Here is a 21,739-nt window from a genome sequence, read left to right as displayed (position 1 = left end):
CAACATGCAGCAGAAATTATCACCTTAAGGAGGCTGTATCTATGTACAAATCAATCGTAATCGGAACAGGTCCTGCCGGATTGACGGCAGCCATCTACTTGGCACGTGCGAATTTGAAGCCACTCGTGATCGAAGGCATGCAGCCTGGCGGTCAGTTAACGACAACAACTGAAGTGGAGAATTTCCCAGGATTTCCGCAAGGGATCATGGGTCCTGAGCTCATGGACAATATGCGTCAGCAAGCGGAGCGCTTCGGTGCAGAGTTCAAGAGCGCCTGGGTTGAATCCGTTGATTTCTCCCAGCGTCCCTTTAAGGTGAATGTCGAGGGAATGGGCGAGCTTCTGGCGGAGTCCATTATTATTTCGACTGGCGCTTCTGCCAAATATCTCGGAATTCCAGGTGAGCAGGAGAACGTGGGCCGTGGTGTAAGTACATGTGCAACATGTGACGGGTTTTTCTTCCGCGGGAAGAGAATTATCGTTATCGGCGGTGGCGACTCTGCGATGGAGGAGGCCAGCTTCCTGACGCGTTTTGCTTCCAGCGTAACGGTGGTAAACCGCCGTACCGAGCTGCGTGCATCCAAGATTATGCAGGATCGCGCAAGAGAGAACGAGAAGATCGAATGGGCTCTTGACCGTACGCCAGTTGAGGTGGTTACCAGTGATATTGGTGTTAAGGGATTGAAGGTCCGCAACAACGAGACGGGTGAAGAAGAGCTGATTGAAGCGGAAGGCGTGTTCGTGGCTATTGGCCATACACCGAATACAGGCTTCCTTGGTAATCAGATTACGACAGATCCAACCGGCTACATTGTCGTGAAGCCTGGAACCACGGAGACCAACATTCCGGGCGTATTCGCTTGCGGCGATGTCCAGGATACGCGCTATCGCCAAGCGATTACAGCTGCGGGGACCGGCTGTATGGCAGCTATGGATTGCGAGAAATATCTTGAGGGCCATATGGTGCATGACTGGAGCGAGACACTGGATAAGTAATCACGGCTTTTGGGAGTGAACGGAATATATGAAAGAGCCCCTGTGCTATTCAGCGGAAGGAAGAACGTGAGAGAATATCTCTGAGCTTCCCGCTGTTAGTCAGGGGCTTTTTTTGTGCATACATAATTATGGATGTTCTGCTGATGTTACAGGCTTAAAGCCTTATTGGCATTCTTCACGTCATTCTCCAGCAGCTGCTTTAAATTGTAAGACGGATACAGGCCACGTGCGTACATGAAGTAGAAGACCTTCCCATGGAGCTCAATAGCCTTGTTTAACTGCTTCTGCAGGGTGTCTCTCACACTTGGGGTTGCAGCCTCCGTAATAGCAATGGCATAGCTGCGAACAGAGGTTTTGGCAAAGCTCAGCAGATGGCCTGCATAATACGCTGTTAAATCGGCACCGGACAGGCTGCGGGTTCCCGTAGGCGCTTCGGAATAATAAGGTAAAAGCTCCCGCAGATTCTGTTCAACTCCTTGGATCGCCTCGGTGTATAGTCCGTGAAGCTGAGGATCTTTAATATCTTGTATAGACATTTTTAGTCCAATCAGGTGATTTGCCTGAAAGGCGGTCAATTCATGAATTTCCATCGTTTCATGCCACGCGAGATGCTTCGGGTTTTGACTCATGCTCAATTGGTTCTCCTCCATCATCAATATGCGATAGCCTATTCAAGATATGAAGGAAAAGTGCATCTGCTTAAGACCAGCTTCTTATAAATCCTGCGACAATCGCACCATATCGCGCAGACGCATACCGTTCTCGTAAATTTCCTCTTCATAATGACGGACAAAAAAGTCCCGGTCGATGCCTGTCATTCGAAATCCGCATTTCTGATACAGTGCCAGCTGTGTAACACCCGTGCTGCCCGTACCGACCTCAATCGTTGCATATCCAAGCTCCCGGGCCTGTTCTATGGCATGATTCACGAGCTTCTTGCCATATCCATGGCCGTGCAAGTCCTCGCTTACAGCAATGTTAACCAGCTCGATTGTATCGGGCCTGGTGGGCAGCAGGACGTAAACACCGATTTGATGCGAGTCCACTTCAGCCACATAACAATGACCGCGTTTCAAATATTCCTCTACGAGCTTCCTCGAGGGATCCGCAAGCAAGAGCAGATCCAGAGGTGGGATTTCATCAGGCTGCAGTTTTCTTATGTTCACGTTAATTTCTCCCTTATTATGTTCCATATTCATGTTAAACAGCTCTATTGTAACATGCCTATATGTTGGAGTACTGGATTTGAAGTTCAACTAGGAGTTGAATTGTTCTGAGATTCAATAATCGGGTTATTGAATGCCCTGAGCAGCGCACCTACAATGTGGTTATAGGAAGGACGTGAACGATATGAGAAACCTGTTAGCCAAAAATATTAATCGTTATCGTAAAGAGCAGGGACTTACCCAGGAAGGTTTGGCACATCAGCTGGGCGTTACGTTTCAAGCCGTATCCAAATGGGAAACGGGGCAGACCATGCCCGATATTGCGCTGCTCCCGGAGTTGTCACGGCGACTCGATGTGAGTATCGATAAGTTGTTTGGTTATTCATCAACAGGCAAGCCGATCAGCATATATGAAGAAGAATATAAAACACCGGATTACTATTGGGGCACAGAGCCGGGCTCAGCCTGTTATCAGGTGCTAGAAATGATCCCTCCCACCAGAAGAGTAAAGCTACTGGATATCGGTTGCGGGGAAGGGAAAGATGCCGTTTTTTTTGCCCGTAATGGCTATGATGTCACGGCGTTCGACATTTCGGATGCGGGAATTGAGAAGACGAAGAGATTGGCCGATCGTATCGGGGTTCACATCAACGTATTCAAGGCGGATATATCAGATTATCGTCTGGACTCGGAGTTCGACGTGCTCTATTCCAGCGGCGTGCTGCATTATATCAGACCGGAATACCGGGAAGAGATATTTGCCAACTATAAACAATTTACTGCGGCAGAGGGGCTTCATTGCCTTAATGTATTCGTACAGAAGCCGTTCATCGCGCCTCCTCCCGAGAATGAGCCTTACGCTTACGACTGGAAGTCCGGGGAGCTTATGATGCACTACCATGATTGGCTGATTCACAGCAGCCCGGAGGTGATATTTGATTGCAATTCGTCGGGTATACCGCACCGTCATGCGATGAGTAAGCTGATTGCACAGAAAGTGTAAGGGAAGCTCGCAGTTGTCTGGTGACCGGGTGGGCAAGGACAAAAATCCAGTCGACGAGATGATTCTACTTTGAGCTCATGATGGATGTTAGGTATGAGGCATAATCATAACTTTTTATATGGGTGATTTTTAACTTTTTATATCCATATGAGGATTGTTAACATAGCGTACCTTGTTAGGATATACATAAGGAAGTGGGGAGCATAAGGCGCTGTACATTCGTTCAGCAAGGAGTTATATATCGAAGGAGTTCCGTTCTAATAAACAGGCCAGCAAAAATAGTTAGAACTAAAAAATACCAGCTGGTAAGGAAGGATTAGGGCGGCAAATCGCTAATTCATAAGTATAGATCCGAAGGCGTTCCGAGGGGGACGTCTTTATTCTGTTGGCAGGCGTTGTTCGAAAATGATCCAGTAGAGAGGAAGATGCATGCATGAATTCATATCATATTCGAGTCGCTGGCCGGGAGGATGAGCCTTTTTTGCGGGAAATGCTGTATGAGTCTCTGTATGTGCCCGAGGGAGAGAAGCCTTTCAGCCGGGACATACTCGAAGAACCTTTCATGAAAAAATACGTGGAGAACTGGGGTAGAACCGGCGATTTAGGCTATATTGCTGTGAATGCCGAAGGAAGGCCCGTAGGCTCAATCCACATCCGTTATTTCGATGAAGGAAATAAAGGCTTCGGTTATGTCAGCGAAAACATTCCCGAGCTGGGGATGGCACTGCTTCCGGAATTTCGTGGGCAGGGGCTTGGAAATGCACTCATGAAGGAATTGTTTAGAGGAATGAAGGAGCGGGGGATTGAGAAGGTATCGTTAAGTGTCGCTCCGGAAAATGCGCCAGCCATGCGATTATATGAGCGTTTTGGATTTCTGGAGGCAGGTATGTGCGGGACCTCCATTACGATGGTTGCAGATGTCATCTGAAACTTGAGAATTGGAATCATTTAATTAGGATCGTGGGGGGATGAGGATGCTGGTGTACGAGGCTGGGCCGATTACGGTCCGCGAGCTGGAGGAGAAAGATGTATTATCTATGGTTTCTTGGCTGTCCAACCCGGATGTGCTGCAGTATTACGAAGGACGGGACAATCCTCACGATGCAGAACGGGTGCGCGAGCAGTTTTACGTGGATGATGATGAGACTCGCTGCATCATTGAATATGAAGGGAAGCCGATCGGGTATATTCAATTTTATCTTCTGGATGAAGAGATGTTAGGTGAGTATGGGTATGGCGAGAGTGATGCAGACGGCATAACGTTCGCCACGGATCAATTCATCGGGGAGCCGGACTATTGGAATAAGGGCATCGGTACGAAGCTTATGACTTCCATGGTGGAGTATCTCGTGGTTCAGAGACAGGCTGATCGGATTGTGATGGACCCGCAGGCTTGGAATGAACGGGCAATTGCTTGTTACGAGAAATGCGGCTTCCGGAAGGTCAGACTGCTGGAGAAGCATGAACAGCATGAGGGCGAGATGCGTGACTGCTGGATTGTGGAATACCGGCCCCTGCAAGGGCAGACATTATGATAACCACCATTGTGTTTGATCTGGACGGTACGCTCCTTGATCGTGATGCCTCCTTGCTGCGTTTTGTCAGGGACCAATATGATCGTTTGTCATTCCACGCCTCAGCCGTAGATAAGGAGCTGTATGTGAAACGGTTTGTTGAGCTTGATCGCAGAGGTTATGTATGGAAAGACCAGGTATATCAGCAGCTTGTCGTAGAGTTTGGCCTGCCCCTGCCTTGGGAAGAACTCCTGGCAGATTACATATCCGGGTTTCAACATCATTGCGTCGGGTTTCCGAATTTGCATGAAGCATTGGGCGGTTTGAAGAGCCGAGGACTCAAGCTCGGACTGATCTCCAATGGCTATGGTGAATTTCAATTTAACAACATCCGAGGGCTTGGCATCGAGCATTATTTTGATATCGTCGTGATCTCGGAGTGGGAAGGTTTACGCAAGCCTGATCCCAGAATCTTCAACAACACTTTACATCGGCTTGAGTCAAAATCAGAAGAATCCATCTATGTTGGAGATCATCCGGTCAACGACATAACGGCAAGTCGGGATGTCGGCATGAAGGGCATCTGGAAGCGGGATCTCTACTATGATCGGAATTTTGCCAGGGATGGGGAGATCGGCGATCTAATCGAAATCATGGACTTTATAGAAAATTAAAAAAACTATTTCTTTTGTATTCTCGTTATCTTATATATAAGCCTAATCGAGATAACTGGTCGTTTTTGCGTGTGAGGAGGGGTGTCCATGAATCGAAATAAAACCATGACCTTGATAGGTAAGGGCGAGTCGTGGAAAGCGACTTATGTCGTTACCCATCAGGATAAGGTCAATGCGAAGTGCACCGTGTTTCAGGATACTCTTGGCGGAAAGCTGAAGCTTCAGTACTTGGGGAAGGAACCACTGGAACATGGGCAGATTAACTATCGGCTGGAGGACATGTCGGGTCGCTTCCAGGATGGAGAAATCGTCGTGGGAATCGACCATGCTGTCATTAAGGAAACCAAGGGTGCGCTGGACTTGGAGTGTCTGTTTAATATGATGAACCCGAATAAGGATCTAACGATCAAGATAGAGTGGAATGGGCACCGTGAAGAGTTCCAGCTGGGACTTCCGCGAAAGATTAGCTTTGGAAAAGCCGTCCGCAAACGGAAGGAATAACGGGACGGGACTTCATGGAAACACGACTGGGCCGACTCATGTCACATGAACTCGTAAGTTGGGAATAACGACGACGTTCAGATGACAGGGAATCCAATGCGTCTTGCATATGATGATCCTGCCCACACTGATGGTGTGGGTTATTCAATTCGCGACGCACGAGGCTGACAGGCATGTCAGTCTTGAAGCGGTTATGCGTTTTTTAATCCCATTTTAAACGAGAATCGACCTTCATTTAAACTTGTTCCTATACATTTAGAGTAGATCGTCACAGAGGAAGTGAACAAAAGCATGCTCAAGGCCTATCTGTTTCCCATATCCTATGCATTTTTGACTTTTCCCATAGCAGCTTTGCTGTGCGCCGTTCCTTTTCTGATCGTGCAGTATCGCAAGTATGGTTATTTTAATAAATTCCGGGGATTTCTGCTGTATTTATTTCTGCTATATATGATGAATGCGGTGTATTTGGTTCTGCTTCCTCTGCCTGCCTCGCGGCATAATACCCCGATGGATGTCGCCTCGGTTATGCAGTTGATGCCGCTGAACTTTATACACGACATATTGAAGGAGACCAAGGTGGTATGGCAAGTCCCCTCCACATATATGCTGCTACTGAAGGAAAGAGCCTTCTTGCAGGTAGTGTTTAATGTGCTGCTTGTGGTGCCCTTCGGCATGTTCCTGCGTTATTATGTGCGGACATCCTGGAAGACGTGTCTGGCAGCTTCATTCGGATTGTCGTTGTTCTTCGAAATCACCCAAGTGACCGGTATTTACGGATTCTATGATTACCCTTACCGATTGTTTGACGTTGATGATCTGCTGATGAATACCCTTGGTGGCATGATCGGATTCGTGCTCGCCGATTGGATGAAGAATCACCTGCCTCGCATGGATCGTCTGGATGAGAAGGTGGATTTGTCTAAAAAGCGGGTCAGTTACACTCGCCGGGCGATCGCCTTCGGGATCGATGTCTGTGTCGTGCTGCCGATCATCGGCGTATTGACCTTGCTTAACGTGAAAGGCGCTTATTTTATTGTTGTCATCATATATTATATCGTGGTCCCTTATATGAAGCAGGGCCAGACCTTGGGGGCATGGATCGTCCGGGTCCAGATCCGTGGAGCAGGAGAACAGCTGAAGCTAAAGGAACTGATGATCCGCAATGGTCTGCTGTATGTCGTATGGGGCGGACTGCATGCCTTACTCCTGATCGTTAATATTTCGGGTTCTCACGTCCTTCTGGCTATGTATGCTGTGGGTTTATTACTTCTGGACGGCATCGTGTTTATCCATGTCTTCTTATGTCTACTCCAGCGGGAGCGGAAACTGCTGCATGAAGCCAAGAGTGGAACAAGGCTGGCTATTGTAGAGAACAAGACACGAGACAAGGACGAATAACACGGGTTACCAAATCCGTATTTATTTGTTACAATATGGAAAATGGGTTTGCTTGAGGAGGAGATACAACTGAAGGGCAAAATCCTCTCTATTGCCACCATTATTGTGGGCTTATTGTTTATTTCCTACCAGCATCTGGGCTATTCCCTCGGAGATGATCTGTTCCGCTGGGCAGGGATTTCTCCCTGGACGAAAGAAGACCATTATGGTCTTCACTTGCCGGCCATAGCAGGGCTTGCCTTATTGGTGACCGGCGTCCTGTGGGTGACACGGATTTATCGTCCTCGTTACCCGAAGATCATGAGCCGCGTGTTGTTGGGCTGTGTTGCTTGGGTCATTATTTTCCCTTTCGTATCGGAGTCCGTTATGTATGTGGTGAATTTCAATTCGAGCGGAATAACATCCGTGGCTTACTCCAGAAAAGACAGCAAATGCAATTATCATACAGAAAATGAAGCTATTCTGGCACGCTGCCAGATTCAAATTTACAGCTATGGCACCGAGCGTCAAGTTTCGTTACGCCCGCTAGGCATAGAGGTTGACGGGAAGACGGTTGATTTTGAGCCTAAGGTGGTTACGGTTCGGCCGCGAGGGCAGGTACAGATTGATGAAGCCTTTGAAGGGTTTGTGGAACGGCCACACGCTTCCTATGAGATGTCCGGTGGAAGGAACAAGCCGGGCATCGAGCTTACCGTGGGTGGCAGGAGCAAACAGATGAAATAACATTCTGAACGAATGCATGAATCCAATATCCGAGGTGGACCTTGGTGAATACTCATCGCATGAAACGATATATGAAAGTATCGCTGATCACGCTGCTGCTAGCCATATGCTCATCGACCGCTGCGCTTGCCTCATGGGCCTATCCGTTTGTTGTGAATGGCGGGAAAATTTTTGTCGTGACCGCAGATCACGTGGATGAATCCAAGCTTGGAGACGTGGTTGGTAAGGTTACCTATTATTCGGATCGGGAAGGTACTTACAGCGGGAACTTCTCCAATATTTACCCGAAAGGAATGAAATACTATGCCATCCAAGGCATTTCCTCCAAACTGGCCATTGCGGTTGAGACGCAGGAAGGCTATGTAATAGCTCGTTATGAAGGAGAGTACGAAGGTGCCCGTTTTCCATTGCAAGTGATCCTGGGCTGGATTGCCGCAGGGCTGGTCCTGCTGATCGTGGGGTGCGTGACGGCTGTAGTATTCAAGAAGCGGGCGGATGGCTCATACAGGCGCTAATTACGAAAAGATACTATCCATTCATCCGCTTGAGCGCAGTGGAACCAAGCCGAGGTTTATGCTTCACGTACAATACAAGCCGGTATTCTCTGAGCATGCTCATGGTATACCGGCTTGTTATCGTTTCGATTCTGTTGCATAAGCGGGTATGGCCTACGGAGCCATCATTTTTTTGCTACAATAGCATTAGTACAAGAAAAACGTAACGATAAGGAGACTTCCCATGAAACCGATTCGGAATTCGGCCAAGGCGATTATTGTGCGGGATCATCAAGTTCTTCTGACGAAGAACGTAGACCATCTGGGGGACTTTTACCTATTCCCTGGAGGCGGACAAGAGAAGGGCGAAACCTTGGTACAGGCATTAGTCAGAGAGTGTCAGGAGGAGATCGGACGTGAGGTAGAGGTTCTGGATCTACGGCATGTCCGTGAATACATAGGGGCCAACCATGAATTCGCAGAATGGGATTCCGACATCCATCAGGTCGAGTTTTATTTTGAATGTCGTTTGGTGGGCGAGAGCGATCTCTTTCAGGGACATAACCCGGATGAATATCAGGTGGGCGTAGAATGGGTTGATCTGTCGGCGCTGGATCAGATTCGTTTATACCCTCACTCGTTGGCCAAGCCGCTTATGGATCAAGCAGTTCTACCTGCGGTTTGCTATGTTGGAGATACGAACTGAGACTTTGTTTGCAGGATATACACTCTCGAGGTTTGTGTTCATTATGAATGGAATGATGGGAGGATGCTGACTATGGATCAATGGGAATATAAAACACTGAAATATAAAACTGGGGGATTCCTTGGGGGCAAGGTTAATGAGGTGGAGTTCGAGGATTTGTTGAACAGCTACGGGATAGACGGCTGGGAACTGATCTCTTGTTTCGATACGAGCGTGCATCAAGGCCAATCCAGAGACATCATTGCCGTGATGAAGCGAAAAGCATATCTGGGATAAGTACAGAACAGAAGGGAGACCACCCGAATGATCATTCGCGAGACAGAAGATGCTTTTGTTATGACTACTCAAGATGACCACGGCCGATTCTCCGGCGATATCGCGCGGGGTTTTCGGAGAGAGTTGTTTATAGACACGTCTGTGTTGGAGCAAGTACTGCTGGCTATAACCGAGCATGACCGCGCCTGGCTGCGGATGGATGATACTCCGATCTGGAATGACGGCAGCCGGCAACCGTACACTTTTATGGATTATCCGGTTCAGCCAAAAATGTTAATGTACAGCAAGGGCGTTGATGAGATTGAAGACATGAGCCCTTATGCGGGGTATCTGTGCAGCCTTCATTTTGCGTCATTTATGAAAAATGCGACAGATGCACCTTTAGTGGAATTCTACCATGCAGAGACAAATCGGCAAACAAGATTGCGAGCTCAGTTTCAATTTCCTGATGAGGCTGCCATCAGCCGCCAGTTTGGACTGCTGCAGCTATGCGATGACATCTCGCTCTACGTGACCATGAATGCGCCGGGCGCATCCAAGGACCAGGAGCACCCTTGGTTTAAAGAGGGCTTTGCCATGTCGATTGACGGAGAAAGAATTATGGCAGCTTGGGTGAATGAGCAAGAAATCAGACTGCATCCATTTATATTTGAAGAGAAGTGGACGGCATCGGTGAAGTGGAAATATGTATTAAAAGAAAAGATAGAAGAGCATGGAGTGGCTAAGGCATTCCATGCTGCGCCATGGACGCAGCAGACGATTACTTTTGTGCCATAAGTTCAGCAGCTGTCATCACTTCCTGGTCAAAAATATGATATGATCACCTAAAGCGGCAAGTATCCATAACTGGACTTATTAATTCTGTAGGAATGTAGAGGATGAATCATGAAGAAAAAGGAATTTTTGATCGTTGCGCTGCTTAATTTCTTGGCTGCCATCGCATTTTTGGTGGTCGTATTCATTACGGACCGAAGCTCTTGGCAATGGGGGTTCGGGGTTGTTTCCTTGCTGTTTGTGATTGGCGGAATCGGCAATTTGGTACTACATGCCAAGAACAAGGACAAATAACGATGCATCGCAGAGAGATCACAGTATATAGATAGAGCATCTCATGAGACCAACAGAGCTTAGAGGCATTAAGCCCAATTTTTCTATGATGTGCATTTCATACATCAAAAAGATGACTTCTGAATTATTCAGAAGTCATCTTTTTTTAAACTCTCCCAGTAAGAAGGAGAATTCTATGGAATTACTTTCCATACATCGGCAGATCCAGGAGTTTCACCTTGTGTCCACCATTTCGCTTCATAGTTCACACCGTTATGGCTGACCTTGCTGCCGCCAACATAAACGGCAGTTGAACTCCATGCCGGATAAGTCGCCGGTGCGTCGGGTGTCGTCACATTGACGACGTTACTTGCTGCGGATACATTACCTGCGGCGTCTACAGCTTTTACGGTAAAGGAATAGGCTGTGTTTGGCGTCAGGCCTGTAGCGAGGTATTCTAATGTTGAGCCCGAAACGGTGGCGATTAGGTTATTTCCTTGGAATACTTGGTACCCAGTCACACCAACATTATCCGTTGAAGCATTCCACATCAAAGGAACCGTCGTGGAGGTCGTTGTTCCCATGACATGAAGGCTCGTAGGAGCTGTCGGCGCTTGCGTATCCGGACCTGTTACAGCTAGGGTCGTAAATGAAGCGGCATTGCTGGCGGGGGATAAATTCCCTGCAGCATCGACGGCTTTGATCGTAATGTTGTAGAGGGTATTCGGCGTTAAGCCTGTTAGATTGTAATTAAGTCCAGTCGTGGAAGCCAATTGCGTAGCCCCATTAAAAATGCGATAGTTGGTTACACCAACATTATCCGTTGCTGCATTCCATGAAATCGAAGCACTTGTCATTGCTACATTGGAAGCTGCTACGCCTGTCGGGGCAGTTGGCGGGGTCGTATCGATATTTCCGCTTCCGGAGAAATTGACGTCAATAACATTATAGAATGCATTATTGGTATCGGAAATTTCCCATACCGCGAGGATGACTTGGTATCCTGTTCTGCTCGGCACATTACAAGTATCGGAATAGGTGTTGGACGGGGTACCTTTATAAGGCACGCTGCAGAAAGGCGTCAAATCAAAAGAAGCGCGTGTAAGCGGTGCATTAGGATCCCAGTTCTGCTTCGTAATATAATACTTCCAGCTTGCTGTGGCATGTGGAACCTTTATTTTCCAATCAAAGGTCGTTGGACCAGGTGAAATATTTACTTTCGTCCAACGGGTTGCGGATTGCTGATCCAGCGGGGCGAACAAGCCGTTAGCGCTTGCAATTTTGCCATCAGCCGGGCCTGCTGCAGGGAATCCTTTGAGAGCTTCAAGGCTATATGGTTCGTAGATAATGAGTCCACAATTGGTATTGATGCCTCTTGCACATAAATCTGCACGACTGGATGGATTGCTCACGTAGCCATGGGCGGATGCCTTTGATTCAAATAAGAACATCGCCATAATGGCAAGCGCCAGCAATAATCCACCAGCCATGATCTTTCTTAGTAATCCTGAATTAGATAAGCGTAGTGTTGTTGACATTAACAGAATTCCTCCTTTTAATGGGTGAAATATGTACGAAGTATGCTTCATATTCCGTACTAGAACAGCGATATATCTCGTTACTCACCTCCTTTCAGTGAAATCTATATAAACTCTTAAAGAGCTTATACCTGCCTTAATTAACTTTTTAAGTAATGATAGAAGCACATCAAACAAAGTGTAGAGTTTACTCAATTGAGAATAGACATGGATGCAGGATGGTGTAGCAGCCGGGTGTATACCGCGAAACACAGTTGCGTGGAGTGAGAAAATGGGTTTGACCATCGAAGAGTGGTGATTATAAAAAGCTGGCGTCTTGGAGTGAACTATTCGACGGAAGCTATGTATTTTGGAGTGGTATGTGGGAGTAAGGAAGCGGCAGAAGAATATGAATTAAATTATGGAAAACTTTAACATTTATTTTATATTAGAGTTCCTTGCTCTGCAATGGTAAATGAGAACCATGACATAATTCCTATTTTCATAAAGCAGTTTTTGTATCCGAAGCTACCACGCTTCCTGATCGTCATTGCTATAAGGAAGATGTGAACACTCAGAGAATCAATACACAAGACTAGCTGAAATGAAACATATGCTTGAGTATTCGGTAGGAAGTTTTTTCATATCTGTTCTCGATCTTTATCGTTGTTTATATCACCATTGTGATGGGACAGGGTATCTGGCGCAGGTCGGACGATACGGAACGTTTCAGCATGACGGTGACGAATTTGGAGCAGCGTAGGGTAAAACCGCATGTTCTCTAGATTCCGTAGCTTCATCTTGGGAATAAGAAAGGTTTCATTATAATCATTCTGTGCCAGGACCCTCATGGACTGATCATGTTAAAATATGCCTATTGATACAAAGGGTGGGGATCATATGGGTATACATAAAATTGAGGATTTTGCTGCTAACTGTCAGTTTTCCGGGGCAGTGCTTTTAACAGATCAACAGAACAACATCGTGTGGAGCGCCTATGGTTATTCGAATCGAGCCGACAGCATCGCCAATCAACCAGACACCAGATTCGGTATTGCTTCAGGCTGCAAGCTGTTCACCGCTATCGCTGTCTGTCAGCTCATTGAGCAGGGAAAGCTGGCCCTGGATAGCAAGCTCAGTGAGTGTCTGGCAGTTCCACTGCCTAACTTTAGCCCGGAGATTACAGTTCTCCATCTGCTGAGCCACTGCTCCGGTGTTCCCGATTATTTCGATGAAGAGACGATGGATGATTTTGAGGACCTGTGGAAGACACTTCCGATGTACACGCTTCGCAGTGGAAAGGATTTTCTGCCCCTATTCCAGAATGAACGCATGAAATTTCAGCCTGGCGAGCGATTTCATTATAACAATGCAGGATATGTGCTGCTTGGTTTGATCGTAGAACAGCATACCGGGATGAGGTTTGGAGATTACGTTGAGCAGTTTGTGTTCAAGCCAAGCGGCATGCAGCACTCTGGTTACTTCCCGCTGGACCGTCTGCCGTCCAATACAGCTTACGGATATATTGAAGAGGGAGACGGAAGTTGGAGGACGAATCAATACGCTATTCCGATTCAGGGCTATGCGGATGGAGGGGCATTTGTGACCGCACCGGATATGGCTCTGTTATGGAGGGCACTCTTGAACCACACGCTGCTAAGTCCAGCTATGACGGAACAGCTGCTGGGTTTGCATACTTATGATCCGGGTGGTGAGCAGCATTATGGGCTTGGCGTATGGATCACCAAGAAGCACGGGGAAGTGTCCAAATACCATGTCATGGGTTATGACCCGGGCGTAAATTTCAGGTCAGCTTATTATCCGGCTACAGGTCATATCCTGGTGGTGGCTTCCAATGGAAGTGGCGGCGCATTTGAGATGATGCAGATGATAGAGGAAGAACTACTGAAATGATATAAATAAAGGTTTTAAAAGGCCCCAGACGAGTAAGTTAAGTCCGGGGCCTTTGCGTTTGTGATGGAAACAGCTGGATGCACATAAGTTGCTGCATATACGTGGCTTTAGCTGAATCATTATAGAGAGAATCCCTGCCTAAATCCAGCCCTTCTCCTCCGCCATTGAGATCGCCTCAATCCGGTTCTTGGCATTCAGCTTGCTTAGAATTTCGGACATATAGTTGCGGACAGTCCCATAGGATAGATGCAGCTTCGACGCGATATCATTGGAGCTGCAGCCTTCTGCAGCCAGTCGGAGGACCTCCCGTTCACGTTCGGTTAGCGGATTAGCACCTGCCCCGGATAAAGTCCCGAATACGAGCTCAGGTGAGACTTCGCGGCGTCCGTCCATTACCCGGCGGATAGCTTCCGCCAGCCTCTCACTGGGCTCGTCCTTAAGCAAATATCCCTGTACTCCCGCCTGTACCGCCCGCTCGAAATAACCCGGTCTGGCAAACGTGGTGAGAATAATGATGCGGCTGGCGTAGCCGAGCGACTTCACTTGCTCTGCTACTTCCAGACCGCTGCGCACCGGCATTTCGATATCGAGCAGGCATACGTCCGGCTGATGAGTCGCAATTAGGGATAGCGCTTCGTCCCCATCACCGGCTTGGCCAATCACATCAATATCGTTTTCAAAATCAAGCAAGGAAGCCAGAGCGCCGCGCAGCATGCGCTGGTCCTCGGCTATCAGCACTTTGATGCTCATGGGTTGGGTCCTCCTTCCGGTTCTTGATGATAATCGGGACATGAATGTTGAGTATGGTCCCTTGCTCGGATCTGGCTTCGACAGTGCCCCCAATGAGGGATAATCGTTCTGCCATCCCCTTTAGGCCGTTACTGTCTGAAGGTGAACCCCCTTCTTCCTTGCAGATCAGACCGATTCCATTGTCAGCCACGGATAACCGCCATTCGTTCTCCAGCGATTCGATGGTGATCTGGCACTGGCTTGCCTGGCTGTGCTTTACCACATTGGTTACAGCTTCTCGCAAGCAGAGGCTTATGATATTGTGGGCCAAGTCCGATATGCCCTCCAGCTTCGGATTACCGGTGCAGCTAAACTGGATATCGGCGCTCTCCAGAATGATCTGGGCTTCCACCAATTCTTCAGGCAAGGTGGCGGTCCGCATATCGGATACCAGCTCACGTACTTGGCGCAGAGCGGCACGGGAGGTGTTCTGAATCTCCCGGGCTTCCAACTGGGCCTTCTCGGGATTCTTCGCTGCCAGCTTCTCCACAAGCTGACTCTTCAGCGTGATGAGGGACAGGGTATGGCCCAAGGTGTCATGAAGATCCCTGGCGATCCGCATCCGCTCCTCACCCTTTATCAGATTGTGTATTTGCTCGTTAGCCTGGGCAAGCTCTTTCTCCAACTGCTGCCGCCTGTTCAGTGAGCGGATGCCGAAGGGTGAAAACAGCATGATGAGAATGAAAGGACTCATAAATGCCAGATCCCTCCATCCCAGCATGCTTGCACTTTTGATCAAAGGAATGGCTTCTATAATGGCAAACAATACAAGGGATACCGTGAATTTGCGCCGGTCGGTATACCAGCCGATGAAATTGGCAGTAAAGAAACCCATGTATATGTAGGATGGGTGGTACCACATGCTCAGAATGAAAATGATGGACATCTGAATGCTGAGCCATACAAAGAAACGATTCGTACCTGCGGCGAAATAGAGCTGGCGGTACGTGACAAGAAACAAGGTAATAAACGCAAATCCGATCCCCATCTTCAAGCCTTCCTCGCTCAGCATGTTGATGATGGGAAGGGCTAAATAAATGAGCCATAAATAGGGGAAAATCCCAAATTGCGTAGGGAACACCTCAAACCCTGTCGATTTAGCGTCTTTCAATTTTTTCATGAAGCCATCTTCCTATCTCCTTAATCGGCTTGTTGTTTTTTCCGAATATAGGTGGATAGTATCATAAATACTGCCAAATATCCCGCTAAAACTAGGAAGTTATTCAAACCTGGCGCTTCTCCGCGCACGATCGACCAGGCACCCCCGCCAAAATGGTAGGAAGGCATCCATTTGCCGATGGTTTGCATGATGGAAGGCATCGCTTCGATCGGGAACCACATCCCGCCCGTAATGGCGAGCCCTAAGTAGATGCCGTTGCTGACGCCGCTTGCTGTATCCACACGTTTCATCGATCCGATTAAGGTACCGATCGCAAGGAAAGGAACGGAAGCGATCAGGATCCACAGACCGCTGAGCAGCCATTGTCCGATAGTAAGGGAGACTCCGTTAATCAGATAGCCGGCAACGAAAATGACGATGATACAGAGCAGATGCATAACCGTTTGCACAAACATTTTGCCGAAGAAGTACACGCTGCCCGGAAGCGGCGTCACCCGCATGTATACCGCCCAGCCCTGAACACGCTCCTGTACGAGGCGAATACCGAGTGACATGATGGCCGTGCCCATAACGCTGAAGGATGCCATCGACATGAGATAATGCGCTTGCCATTGTCCGGCATCGTCCGCCCCTGTATTCACAACTCGGGTAAAGATGAAATAGAATAGAATCGGCATAGCCAGTGACCAGAAAATATAATACGGATTGCGCACCATCCGGAGCAATTCCATTTTGCATTGTAAGGTAATCAGTTTCCAGGTTGTCATGATTAGACGGCCTCCCCTTGTTCCATCGTTAATTGGTCAAATGCTTCGTCCAGGCTTCCTTGATCAATGCGAACGTCGTGTACAGCCAGCCCAGCCCGGAACAGGGCTGCCAGCGCGGTGTCTGTATCATCGGTTACGGCGTTTAATCGTCCGCCCTGCTCATACACATCGGTTACGCCGGGCACTTCATGAAGAAGCTTCTTGACCTGCTCATGGTCTGCATCCACGATAAAGGAAATCGACCTTCGGGTCAGCTTCGCCTTGATATCCTCTGGCGTACCATCTGCCGTCACCTGCCCTTGATGGAACAGGAGAATGCGGTCAGCCATATCATCGGCTTCTTGCAGATAATGCGTGGTGAACAGAATGGTTTTACCCTGATCGGCAAGCTGGCGCACGGTCTTCCAGAACTGCCTGCGTGCCGTCGTATCCAGACCAACCGTTGGTTCATCGAAGAACAAGAGCTCGGGATTGCCCGCAATGGCAAGCGCGAAGCTTAGCTTACGCTTCTGGCCTCCGGACATTTTGACCGCCCATTTATTCAGTTCTTCAGTGGTAAGTCCGCTTAAGTCAGCAATTTCCTCCAGGGAAAGCGGGTTCGGATAATAGCCCCGGATGAAATTGATAATCTCACGTGTCCGCAATCCGTCCATAACACTGACTTCCTGCAGCATCGCTCCGATCTTCTCTCGGACCCTCAAGTCCTGCGGGCTGCCGCCGAACAGGAGGACTTCGCCTTCGCTGACGTCCTTCAGACCGAGCAGCATGGAGATGGCAGTTGATTTGCCTGCCCCGTTGGGTCCGAGGATGGCTGTGATGGATCCTTTTTCTATCGTAAATGACACTTGGTTTACAGCTTTTTTGCTACCGAACATCTTGGTTACCTGCCGCAGCTCAGCAACAGGCTCGTGAGTGGATTTTGCCATGGGATCGCACCTTTCGTAATCAAAAATGAACTGACTTCATCTTACGAAAGCCAAGGAATATCCGTTAGTAAAGGTTGTCATCAATTTGAAGTGACTTTTGTCATGTGCGATGCAGCGTATCGTATTTCATTGTCTGAATAAATGATATCCGCTACGATGAGAGAAGGCTTTTGTCCCCCGGTCCCTTCTCTTGACCAGAGCAAGGCCTTGAATTATAGTTGGTACAGTAGGAGCAATCTATAATATTAGAAGGAAAAAGGTGGCTTGAAACATGTCTGAGAACATCTACGTCGGTGTCGATCTAGGCGGAACCGCAATCAAAGTTGGGATTTGCAACGAGGAAGGGCATCTTCTGCAGAAGTATGAGGGGCCGACGGAAACTGCCAAGGGCGTTGACACGGTTATTGACAACATTGAGAAATATGTGCGTCATATTGTAGAGGAATCGCCATACAGCTGGGATCAACTTGCGGGTGTGGGAGCTGGATTTGCCGGTTTCACGAATATTCGTGAAGGCATCATCATTTTGGCACCGAATGTAGGCTTTAAGGATGTACCGATTCGCGCATTGCTTGAAGAGCGTCTCGGCAAGCCCGTCAAAATAGACAATGACGCCAACGTCGCTGCGCTAGGCGAAGCCTGGAGTGGTGCAGGCCGCGGTGTGGAGAATTGCGTATGTTACACGCTTGGAACTGGCGTGGGCGGCGGCATTATTATTAACGGCAAGATTTATCAAGGTTTCGGCGGCATGGCTGGCGAGCTTGGACATATCTCGGTTGTGCCGGATTTGGAAGCGATTCAATGCGGCTGTGGAGAAATGGGCTGCCTGGAGACAGTATCGTCAGCTACGGGCATTATCCGTATGGCGAAGGATGCCGTAGGGCGTGGTGACCGCACTTCCCTCGCGCATGTAGAGAACATTGCGGCGAAGGAAGTATTTGATGCTGCAAAAGCCGGTGATGAGGTTGCCATTCGCATCGTGAATCGCGCTGCTTATTATTTGGGTAAATCGATGGCAGCTGTTGCAGCTGTATTGAATCCGGAAACCTTTATCGTTGGCGGTGGTGTATCCAAAGCAGGCGATATTCTGTTCGACGAAATCCGCACCGTATTTGCGAAGCTGACACCAGAACCGCTTCAGCGGGGCGTAAGAATCGTACCAGCTGAGCTCGGCAACGATGCCGGTGTCGTAGGCGCAGCCGGACTGCATTTGCGTTCGTAATCATCTTTGATTTTACTTCGTCTGATCTAAACTTATAAAGGGAGGGAAAGCTGATGCTGGAAGCAGCCGATCGAGGCAGCAACACATCATCCATGGCCACCCTGATCATCATTACCGGGATGTCGGGAGCAGGAAAGACCTTGGCCGTACAAAGTCTGGAGGATCTTGGATTCTTTTGCGTGGATAACCTGCCCCCGGTGCTCATTCCCAAATTCGCGGAGCTGATCGATCAATCCAAGGGTAAGATCGGCAAGGTTGCATTGGTCATCGACCTGCGTGGCCGCGAATTTTTTACCGCGTTATCCGAGTCACTGAATTACATCAAGGATCATTTCACGATCCATTGCGAAATTCTGTTCCTGGATGCGACGGATTCCGTACTCGTACAGCGCTACAAGGAGAGCCGCCGCCGTCATCCGCTCGCTCCGGAAGGCATGCCGCTTGACGGAATCCGCTTGGAGCGGAAGATGCTGGAGGAGCTGAAGAATTCAGCTACCCAGGTGATCGATACCAGCAACATGAAGCCTGTGCGTTTGAAGGAGAAGATTATTTCACGCTTCACGCATTTGGAGACCAGTACGCTGTCGGTGAATATTACATCCTTCGGATTTAAATATGGGATCCCGATTGATGCGGATCTGGTATTTGATGTACGCTTTCTGCCTAATCCGCACTATGTTGAGCAGCTGCGGCCCAATACAGGCCAAGACAGTGATGTATATGAATATGTGATGAAATGGCCGGAGACTCAGGCTTTTCTGACCAAACTGCTCGATATGCTGCATTTCTTGATCCCGCAATATCGTAAGGAAGGCAAGAGTCAGGTCATTATTGGCATTGGCTGTACCGGTGGGAAACACCGCTCTGTGGCGATTGCCGAATACCTTGGCAAAATGCTGGGTGCCAGCGAAACGGAATCCGTATCGGTGAGCCACCGCGATTCTGAACGGGATCGGCATTAATTAGAGGAAGTGATAAATGTGGCTGTGCAAGCTAGAAAGCGTCCCCGCATCGTCGTAATGGGTGGGGGAACCGGGTTGTCTGTTTTACTACGGGGACTCAAGGAAAAGCCACTCGATATTACGGCCATTGTCACCGTTGCTGATGATGGGGGAAGCTCCGGCATCCTGCGTAACGAATTGCAAATGCCGCCTCCGGGCGATATCCGAAACGTACTTACAGCACTGGCCGATGTAGAGCCGCTGTTGTCTGATATATTGAAGTACCGTTTTAAGAATGGCTCGGGACTGGCCGGGCACAGCCTCGGCAATTTGATCTTGGCTGCCATGACGGATTTGCACGGTGATTTTGTCACGGCAGTCAAGGAGATGAGCCGGGTTTTTGTTGTGCGCGGGCAGGTTCTGCCTGCAGCGGGAGAGGCGGTTATCCTCCATGCGGAAATGGAAGACGGTACGATCGTGACCGGTGAATCCAAAATTCCGGAGGCCGGCCTTCGCATCAAACGTATATTCCTGGAGCCTGAGCATGTCGAGCCGCTGCCGGAGGCGCTGGAGGCGATTCAGCAGGCGGACGCCATACTGATCGGTCCTGGAAGCTTGTACACCAGTATTTTGCCTAATTTGCTGGTTCCTAAGCTCGCTGACGCCATCGTAGCCTCGGACGCGATCAAAATGTTTGTGTGCAATGTGATGACACAGCCCGGGGAAACCGATAACTATACAGTAAGCGATCATTTGCAGGCGGTTTACGACCATATTGGTCTGCATCTGTTCGATTACGTTATTGTGAATGACGGAGAGATCCCGCCGCAGGTTCAGAGCAAGTACGCAGAGAAGGGAGCAAAACCTGTGCTCCTGGATCGGGATGAGGTCACCAGCAGAGGGTATAAACTTATAGCCGATAAGCTTGTGCTATTTAGAACATACTTAAGGCATGATGCCGATAAGCTGAGCAATCATATTTTTCAATTGGTACAAGATTGGATTTCCAGAAAGGGGTGAGTACCTTGTCCTTTGCGGCACAGACGAAGAAAGAACTGACGATGGTTGAGAGCCAGAGCTGCTGTGAAAAAGCTGAGCTGTCCGCGCTCATTCGAATGAACGGCTCTGTTCAGCTTTCGAACAAAAAGGTAATCCTGGATATTTCGACGGAAAATGCCGCGATTGCAAGACGTATTTATTCCTTAATTAAGAAGCATTTCCAGGCGCATACTGAACTTTTGGTGCGTAAAAAAATGCGTTTGAAGAAGAATAACGTATATATCGTCCGTATTCCCGCTCAAGTTCAGGAGATACTTAAAGAGCTGCGCATTGTTTCTGAAGGTTTCTTATTTCAATCGCGCATCGACGAACAGATCGTCCGCAAAAACTGCTGTAAACGGGCATATCTTCGCGGCGCTTTTATGGCAGGCGGTTCCGTAAACAATCCGGAGGGCTCTTCCTACCACTTGGAGATTGCCTCTATGTATGAGGAGCATTGTCAGTCTCTGGTGGAACTGGCGAATGAATTTCATCTGAATGCACGCTGCATCGAGCGGAAGAAGGGTTTCATCTTCTACATCAAGGAAGGCGAGAAGATCATCGAATTCCTTAACCTGATCGGTGCCCATCAGGCATTGTTCAAGTTCGAGGATGTCCGGATCATGCGCGATATGCGCAACTCGGTCAACCGGATCGTGAACTGCGAGACCGCTAACCTGAACAAAACGATCGGTGCAGCCGTCCGTCAGATTGAGAACATCAAGCTGCTCCAGAAGGAAATGGGCCTTGAGAATTTGCCTGATAAACTGCGGGAAGTGGCAGAGATCCGCTTGGCTCATCCGGACATGAACCTGAAGGAAGTCGGCGAACTGCTCAAAGGGACCGTCAGCAAATCAGGGGTCAATCACCGACTTCGTAAAATCGATGAATTGGCTGAAAAGATTCGAAATACCTAAGTTTTTTCCTTCTAGTGTCCTGTATGATAAAATGGTATAATATTATAAAATGTCAATCGCGCTTTCAATGCAGCAGATTTATTAGATAGGG

General features: G+C 48.5%; 25 protein-coding genes. 18 read left to right on the top strand and 7 right to left on the bottom strand.

The window, feature by feature from the left end:
- Window positions 1-41 precede the first annotated feature (41 nt).
- Window positions 42-995 (top strand): thioredoxin-disulfide reductase, encoded by a 954-nt coding sequence (gene trxB / locus AM231_RS17280; protein WP_054403796.1) that lies wholly within the window; start codon window positions 42-44, stop codon window positions 993-995.
- A gap of 146 nt (window positions 996-1,141) precedes the next feature.
- On the opposite strand, the gene AM231_RS17275 is transcribed toward trxB, so the two are convergent.
- Window positions 1,142-1,624 carry a spore coat protein gene (locus AM231_RS17275; protein ID WP_054403795.1) on the bottom strand — a complete coding sequence of 161 codons (483 nt, stop codon included), beginning with the start codon at window positions 1,622-1,624 and terminating at the stop codon, window positions 1,142-1,144.
- 84 nt (window positions 1,625-1,708) lie between these two features.
- A complete protein-coding gene (locus AM231_RS17270; RefSeq protein ID WP_054403817.1) occupies window positions 1,709-2,161 on the bottom strand; it encodes a GNAT family N-acetyltransferase in 453 nt (150 codons plus the stop codon).
- A 184-nt stretch (window positions 2,162-2,345) separates the two neighbouring features.
- On the opposite strand from AM231_RS17270, the gene AM231_RS17265 reads away from it, so the two are divergent.
- The 12 genes from AM231_RS17265 to AM231_RS17210 all read left to right on the top strand — a co-directional run bounded on the left by AM231_RS17265 (window position 2,346) and on the right by AM231_RS17210 (window position 10,518).
- On the top strand, window positions 2,346-3,164 hold the full coding sequence (locus tag AM231_RS17265) for a methyltransferase domain-containing protein (RefSeq protein WP_054403794.1): 819 nt from the start codon (window positions 2,346-2,348) through the stop codon (window positions 3,162-3,164).
- Window positions 3,165-3,597: 433 nt separating this feature from the next.
- Window positions 3,598-4,092 (top strand): GNAT family N-acetyltransferase, encoded by a 495-nt coding sequence (locus AM231_RS17260; protein ID WP_053490612.1) that lies wholly within the window; start codon window positions 3,598-3,600, stop codon window positions 4,090-4,092.
- Between the two features lie 46 nt (window positions 4,093-4,138).
- Complete coding sequence (locus AM231_RS17255) at window positions 4,139-4,699, top strand: GNAT family N-acetyltransferase (protein WP_054403793.1); 561 nt, start codon at window positions 4,139-4,141, stop codon at window positions 4,697-4,699.
- Window positions 4,696-5,352: an HAD family hydrolase gene (locus AM231_RS17250; protein WP_054403792.1), complete on the top strand. Its 657-nt coding sequence runs from the start codon at window positions 4,696-4,698 to the stop codon at window positions 5,350-5,352. The genes AM231_RS17255 and AM231_RS17250 overlap by 4 nt, the downstream gene beginning before the upstream one ends.
- A gap of 87 nt (window positions 5,353-5,439) precedes the next feature.
- The gene (locus AM231_RS17245) at window positions 5,440-5,853 is read left to right on the top strand and encodes a hypothetical protein (RefSeq protein ID WP_054403791.1); all 414 of its coding nucleotides are present in this window, start codon (window positions 5,440-5,442) and stop codon (window positions 5,851-5,853) included.
- A gap of 291 nt (window positions 5,854-6,144) precedes the next feature.
- Window positions 6,145-7,251 (top strand): VanZ family protein, encoded by a 1,107-nt coding sequence (locus AM231_RS17240; RefSeq protein ID WP_054403790.1) that lies wholly within the window; start codon window positions 6,145-6,147, stop codon window positions 7,249-7,251.
- A gap of 42 nt (window positions 7,252-7,293) precedes the next feature.
- Complete coding sequence (locus AM231_RS17235) at window positions 7,294-7,974, top strand: hypothetical protein (RefSeq protein ID WP_054403789.1); 681 nt, start codon at window positions 7,294-7,296, stop codon at window positions 7,972-7,974.
- Between the two features lie 44 nt (window positions 7,975-8,018).
- Window positions 8,019-8,489, top strand: a complete 471-nt coding sequence (locus AM231_RS17230; RefSeq protein WP_242615221.1) for a hypothetical protein — start codon at window positions 8,019-8,021, stop codon at window positions 8,487-8,489.
- 223 nt (window positions 8,490-8,712) lie between these two features.
- Complete coding sequence (locus AM231_RS17225) at window positions 8,713-9,174, top strand: NUDIX domain-containing protein (RefSeq protein ID WP_054403787.1); 462 nt, start codon at window positions 8,713-8,715, stop codon at window positions 9,172-9,174.
- Window positions 9,175-9,246: 72 nt separating this feature from the next.
- Window positions 9,247-9,450, top strand: a complete 204-nt coding sequence (locus tag AM231_RS17220; RefSeq protein WP_053490604.1) for a DUF4177 domain-containing protein — start codon at window positions 9,247-9,249, stop codon at window positions 9,448-9,450.
- 27 nt (window positions 9,451-9,477) lie between these two features.
- Complete coding sequence (locus tag AM231_RS17215; protein WP_054403786.1) at window positions 9,478-10,227, top strand: DUF3891 family protein; 750 nt, start codon at window positions 9,478-9,480, stop codon at window positions 10,225-10,227.
- 108 nt (window positions 10,228-10,335) lie between these two features.
- Window positions 10,336-10,518, top strand: a complete 183-nt coding sequence (locus AM231_RS17210; protein ID WP_053490602.1) for a hypothetical protein — start codon at window positions 10,336-10,338, stop codon at window positions 10,516-10,518.
- Between the two features lie 173 nt (window positions 10,519-10,691).
- Here the strand turns inward: AM231_RS17210 and AM231_RS17205 are convergent, their stop codons facing one another.
- Window positions 10,692-12,035 carry a lytic polysaccharide monooxygenase gene (locus AM231_RS17205; protein WP_054403785.1) on the bottom strand — a complete coding sequence of 448 codons (1,344 nt, stop codon included), beginning with the start codon at window positions 12,033-12,035 and terminating at the stop codon, window positions 10,692-10,694.
- Between the two features lie 879 nt (window positions 12,036-12,914).
- Between AM231_RS17205 and AM231_RS17200 the strand changes: the two genes are divergently transcribed.
- Window positions 12,915-13,928, top strand: coding sequence for a serine hydrolase domain-containing protein (locus AM231_RS17200; protein WP_053490600.1), 1,014 nt, complete (start codon window positions 12,915-12,917; stop codon window positions 13,926-13,928).
- Between the two features lie 138 nt (window positions 13,929-14,066).
- Here AM231_RS17200 and AM231_RS17195 read toward each other — a convergent pair whose 3' ends face one another.
- The 4 genes from AM231_RS17195 to AM231_RS17180 are packed head-to-tail and all read right to left on the bottom strand — an operon-like array spanning window position 14,067 to window position 17,530.
- Complete coding sequence (locus AM231_RS17195; protein WP_054403784.1) at window positions 14,067-14,678, bottom strand: response regulator transcription factor; 612 nt, start codon at window positions 14,676-14,678, stop codon at window positions 14,067-14,069.
- Entirely contained in the window at window positions 14,611-15,837 is a 1,227-nt protein-coding gene (locus tag AM231_RS17190; RefSeq protein ID WP_054403783.1) for a sensor histidine kinase, read from the bottom strand. The genes AM231_RS17195 and AM231_RS17190 overlap by 68 nt, the downstream gene beginning before the upstream one ends.
- Window positions 15,838-15,857: 20 nt before the next feature.
- Window positions 15,858-16,604: an ABC transporter permease gene (locus AM231_RS17185; protein WP_054403782.1), complete on the bottom strand. Its 747-nt coding sequence runs from the start codon at window positions 16,602-16,604 to the stop codon at window positions 15,858-15,860.
- A gap of 2 nt (window positions 16,605-16,606) precedes the next feature.
- Entirely contained in the window at window positions 16,607-17,530 is a 924-nt protein-coding gene (locus AM231_RS17180; protein WP_054403781.1) for an ABC transporter ATP-binding protein, read from the bottom strand.
- Between the two features lie 271 nt (window positions 17,531-17,801).
- Here AM231_RS17180 and AM231_RS17175 point away from each other — a divergent pair, with 271 nt between their 5' ends.
- The 4 genes from AM231_RS17175 to whiA are packed head-to-tail and all read left to right on the top strand — an operon-like array spanning window position 17,802 to window position 21,648.
- Entirely contained in the window at window positions 17,802-18,752 is a 951-nt protein-coding gene (locus AM231_RS17175; RefSeq protein ID WP_053490595.1) for an ROK family glucokinase, read from the top strand.
- A 53-nt stretch (window positions 18,753-18,805) separates the two neighbouring features.
- Complete coding sequence (rapZ, locus tag AM231_RS17170; RefSeq protein ID WP_053490594.1) at window positions 18,806-19,714, top strand: RNase adapter RapZ; 909 nt, start codon at window positions 18,806-18,808, stop codon at window positions 19,712-19,714.
- Between the two features lie 57 nt (window positions 19,715-19,771).
- Window positions 19,772-20,713: a gluconeogenesis factor YvcK family protein gene (locus AM231_RS17165; protein ID WP_207383633.1), complete on the top strand. Its 942-nt coding sequence runs from the start codon at window positions 19,772-19,774 to the stop codon at window positions 20,711-20,713.
- Between the two features lie 5 nt (window positions 20,714-20,718).
- Entirely contained in the window at window positions 20,719-21,648 is a 930-nt protein-coding gene (gene whiA / locus AM231_RS17160) for a DNA-binding protein WhiA (protein ID WP_053490592.1), read from the top strand.
- The last annotated feature ends 91 nt before the right edge of the window (window positions 21,649-21,739 follow it).

Source organism: Paenibacillus solani (assembly GCF_001277345.1).
Classification (GTDB): Bacteria; Bacillota; Bacilli; order Paenibacillales; family Paenibacillaceae; genus Paenibacillus_AQ; species Paenibacillus_AQ solani.
The sequence above is the reverse complement of the archived record's forward strand: the minus strand, read 5'-3'. Positions and strand labels throughout refer to the sequence as shown.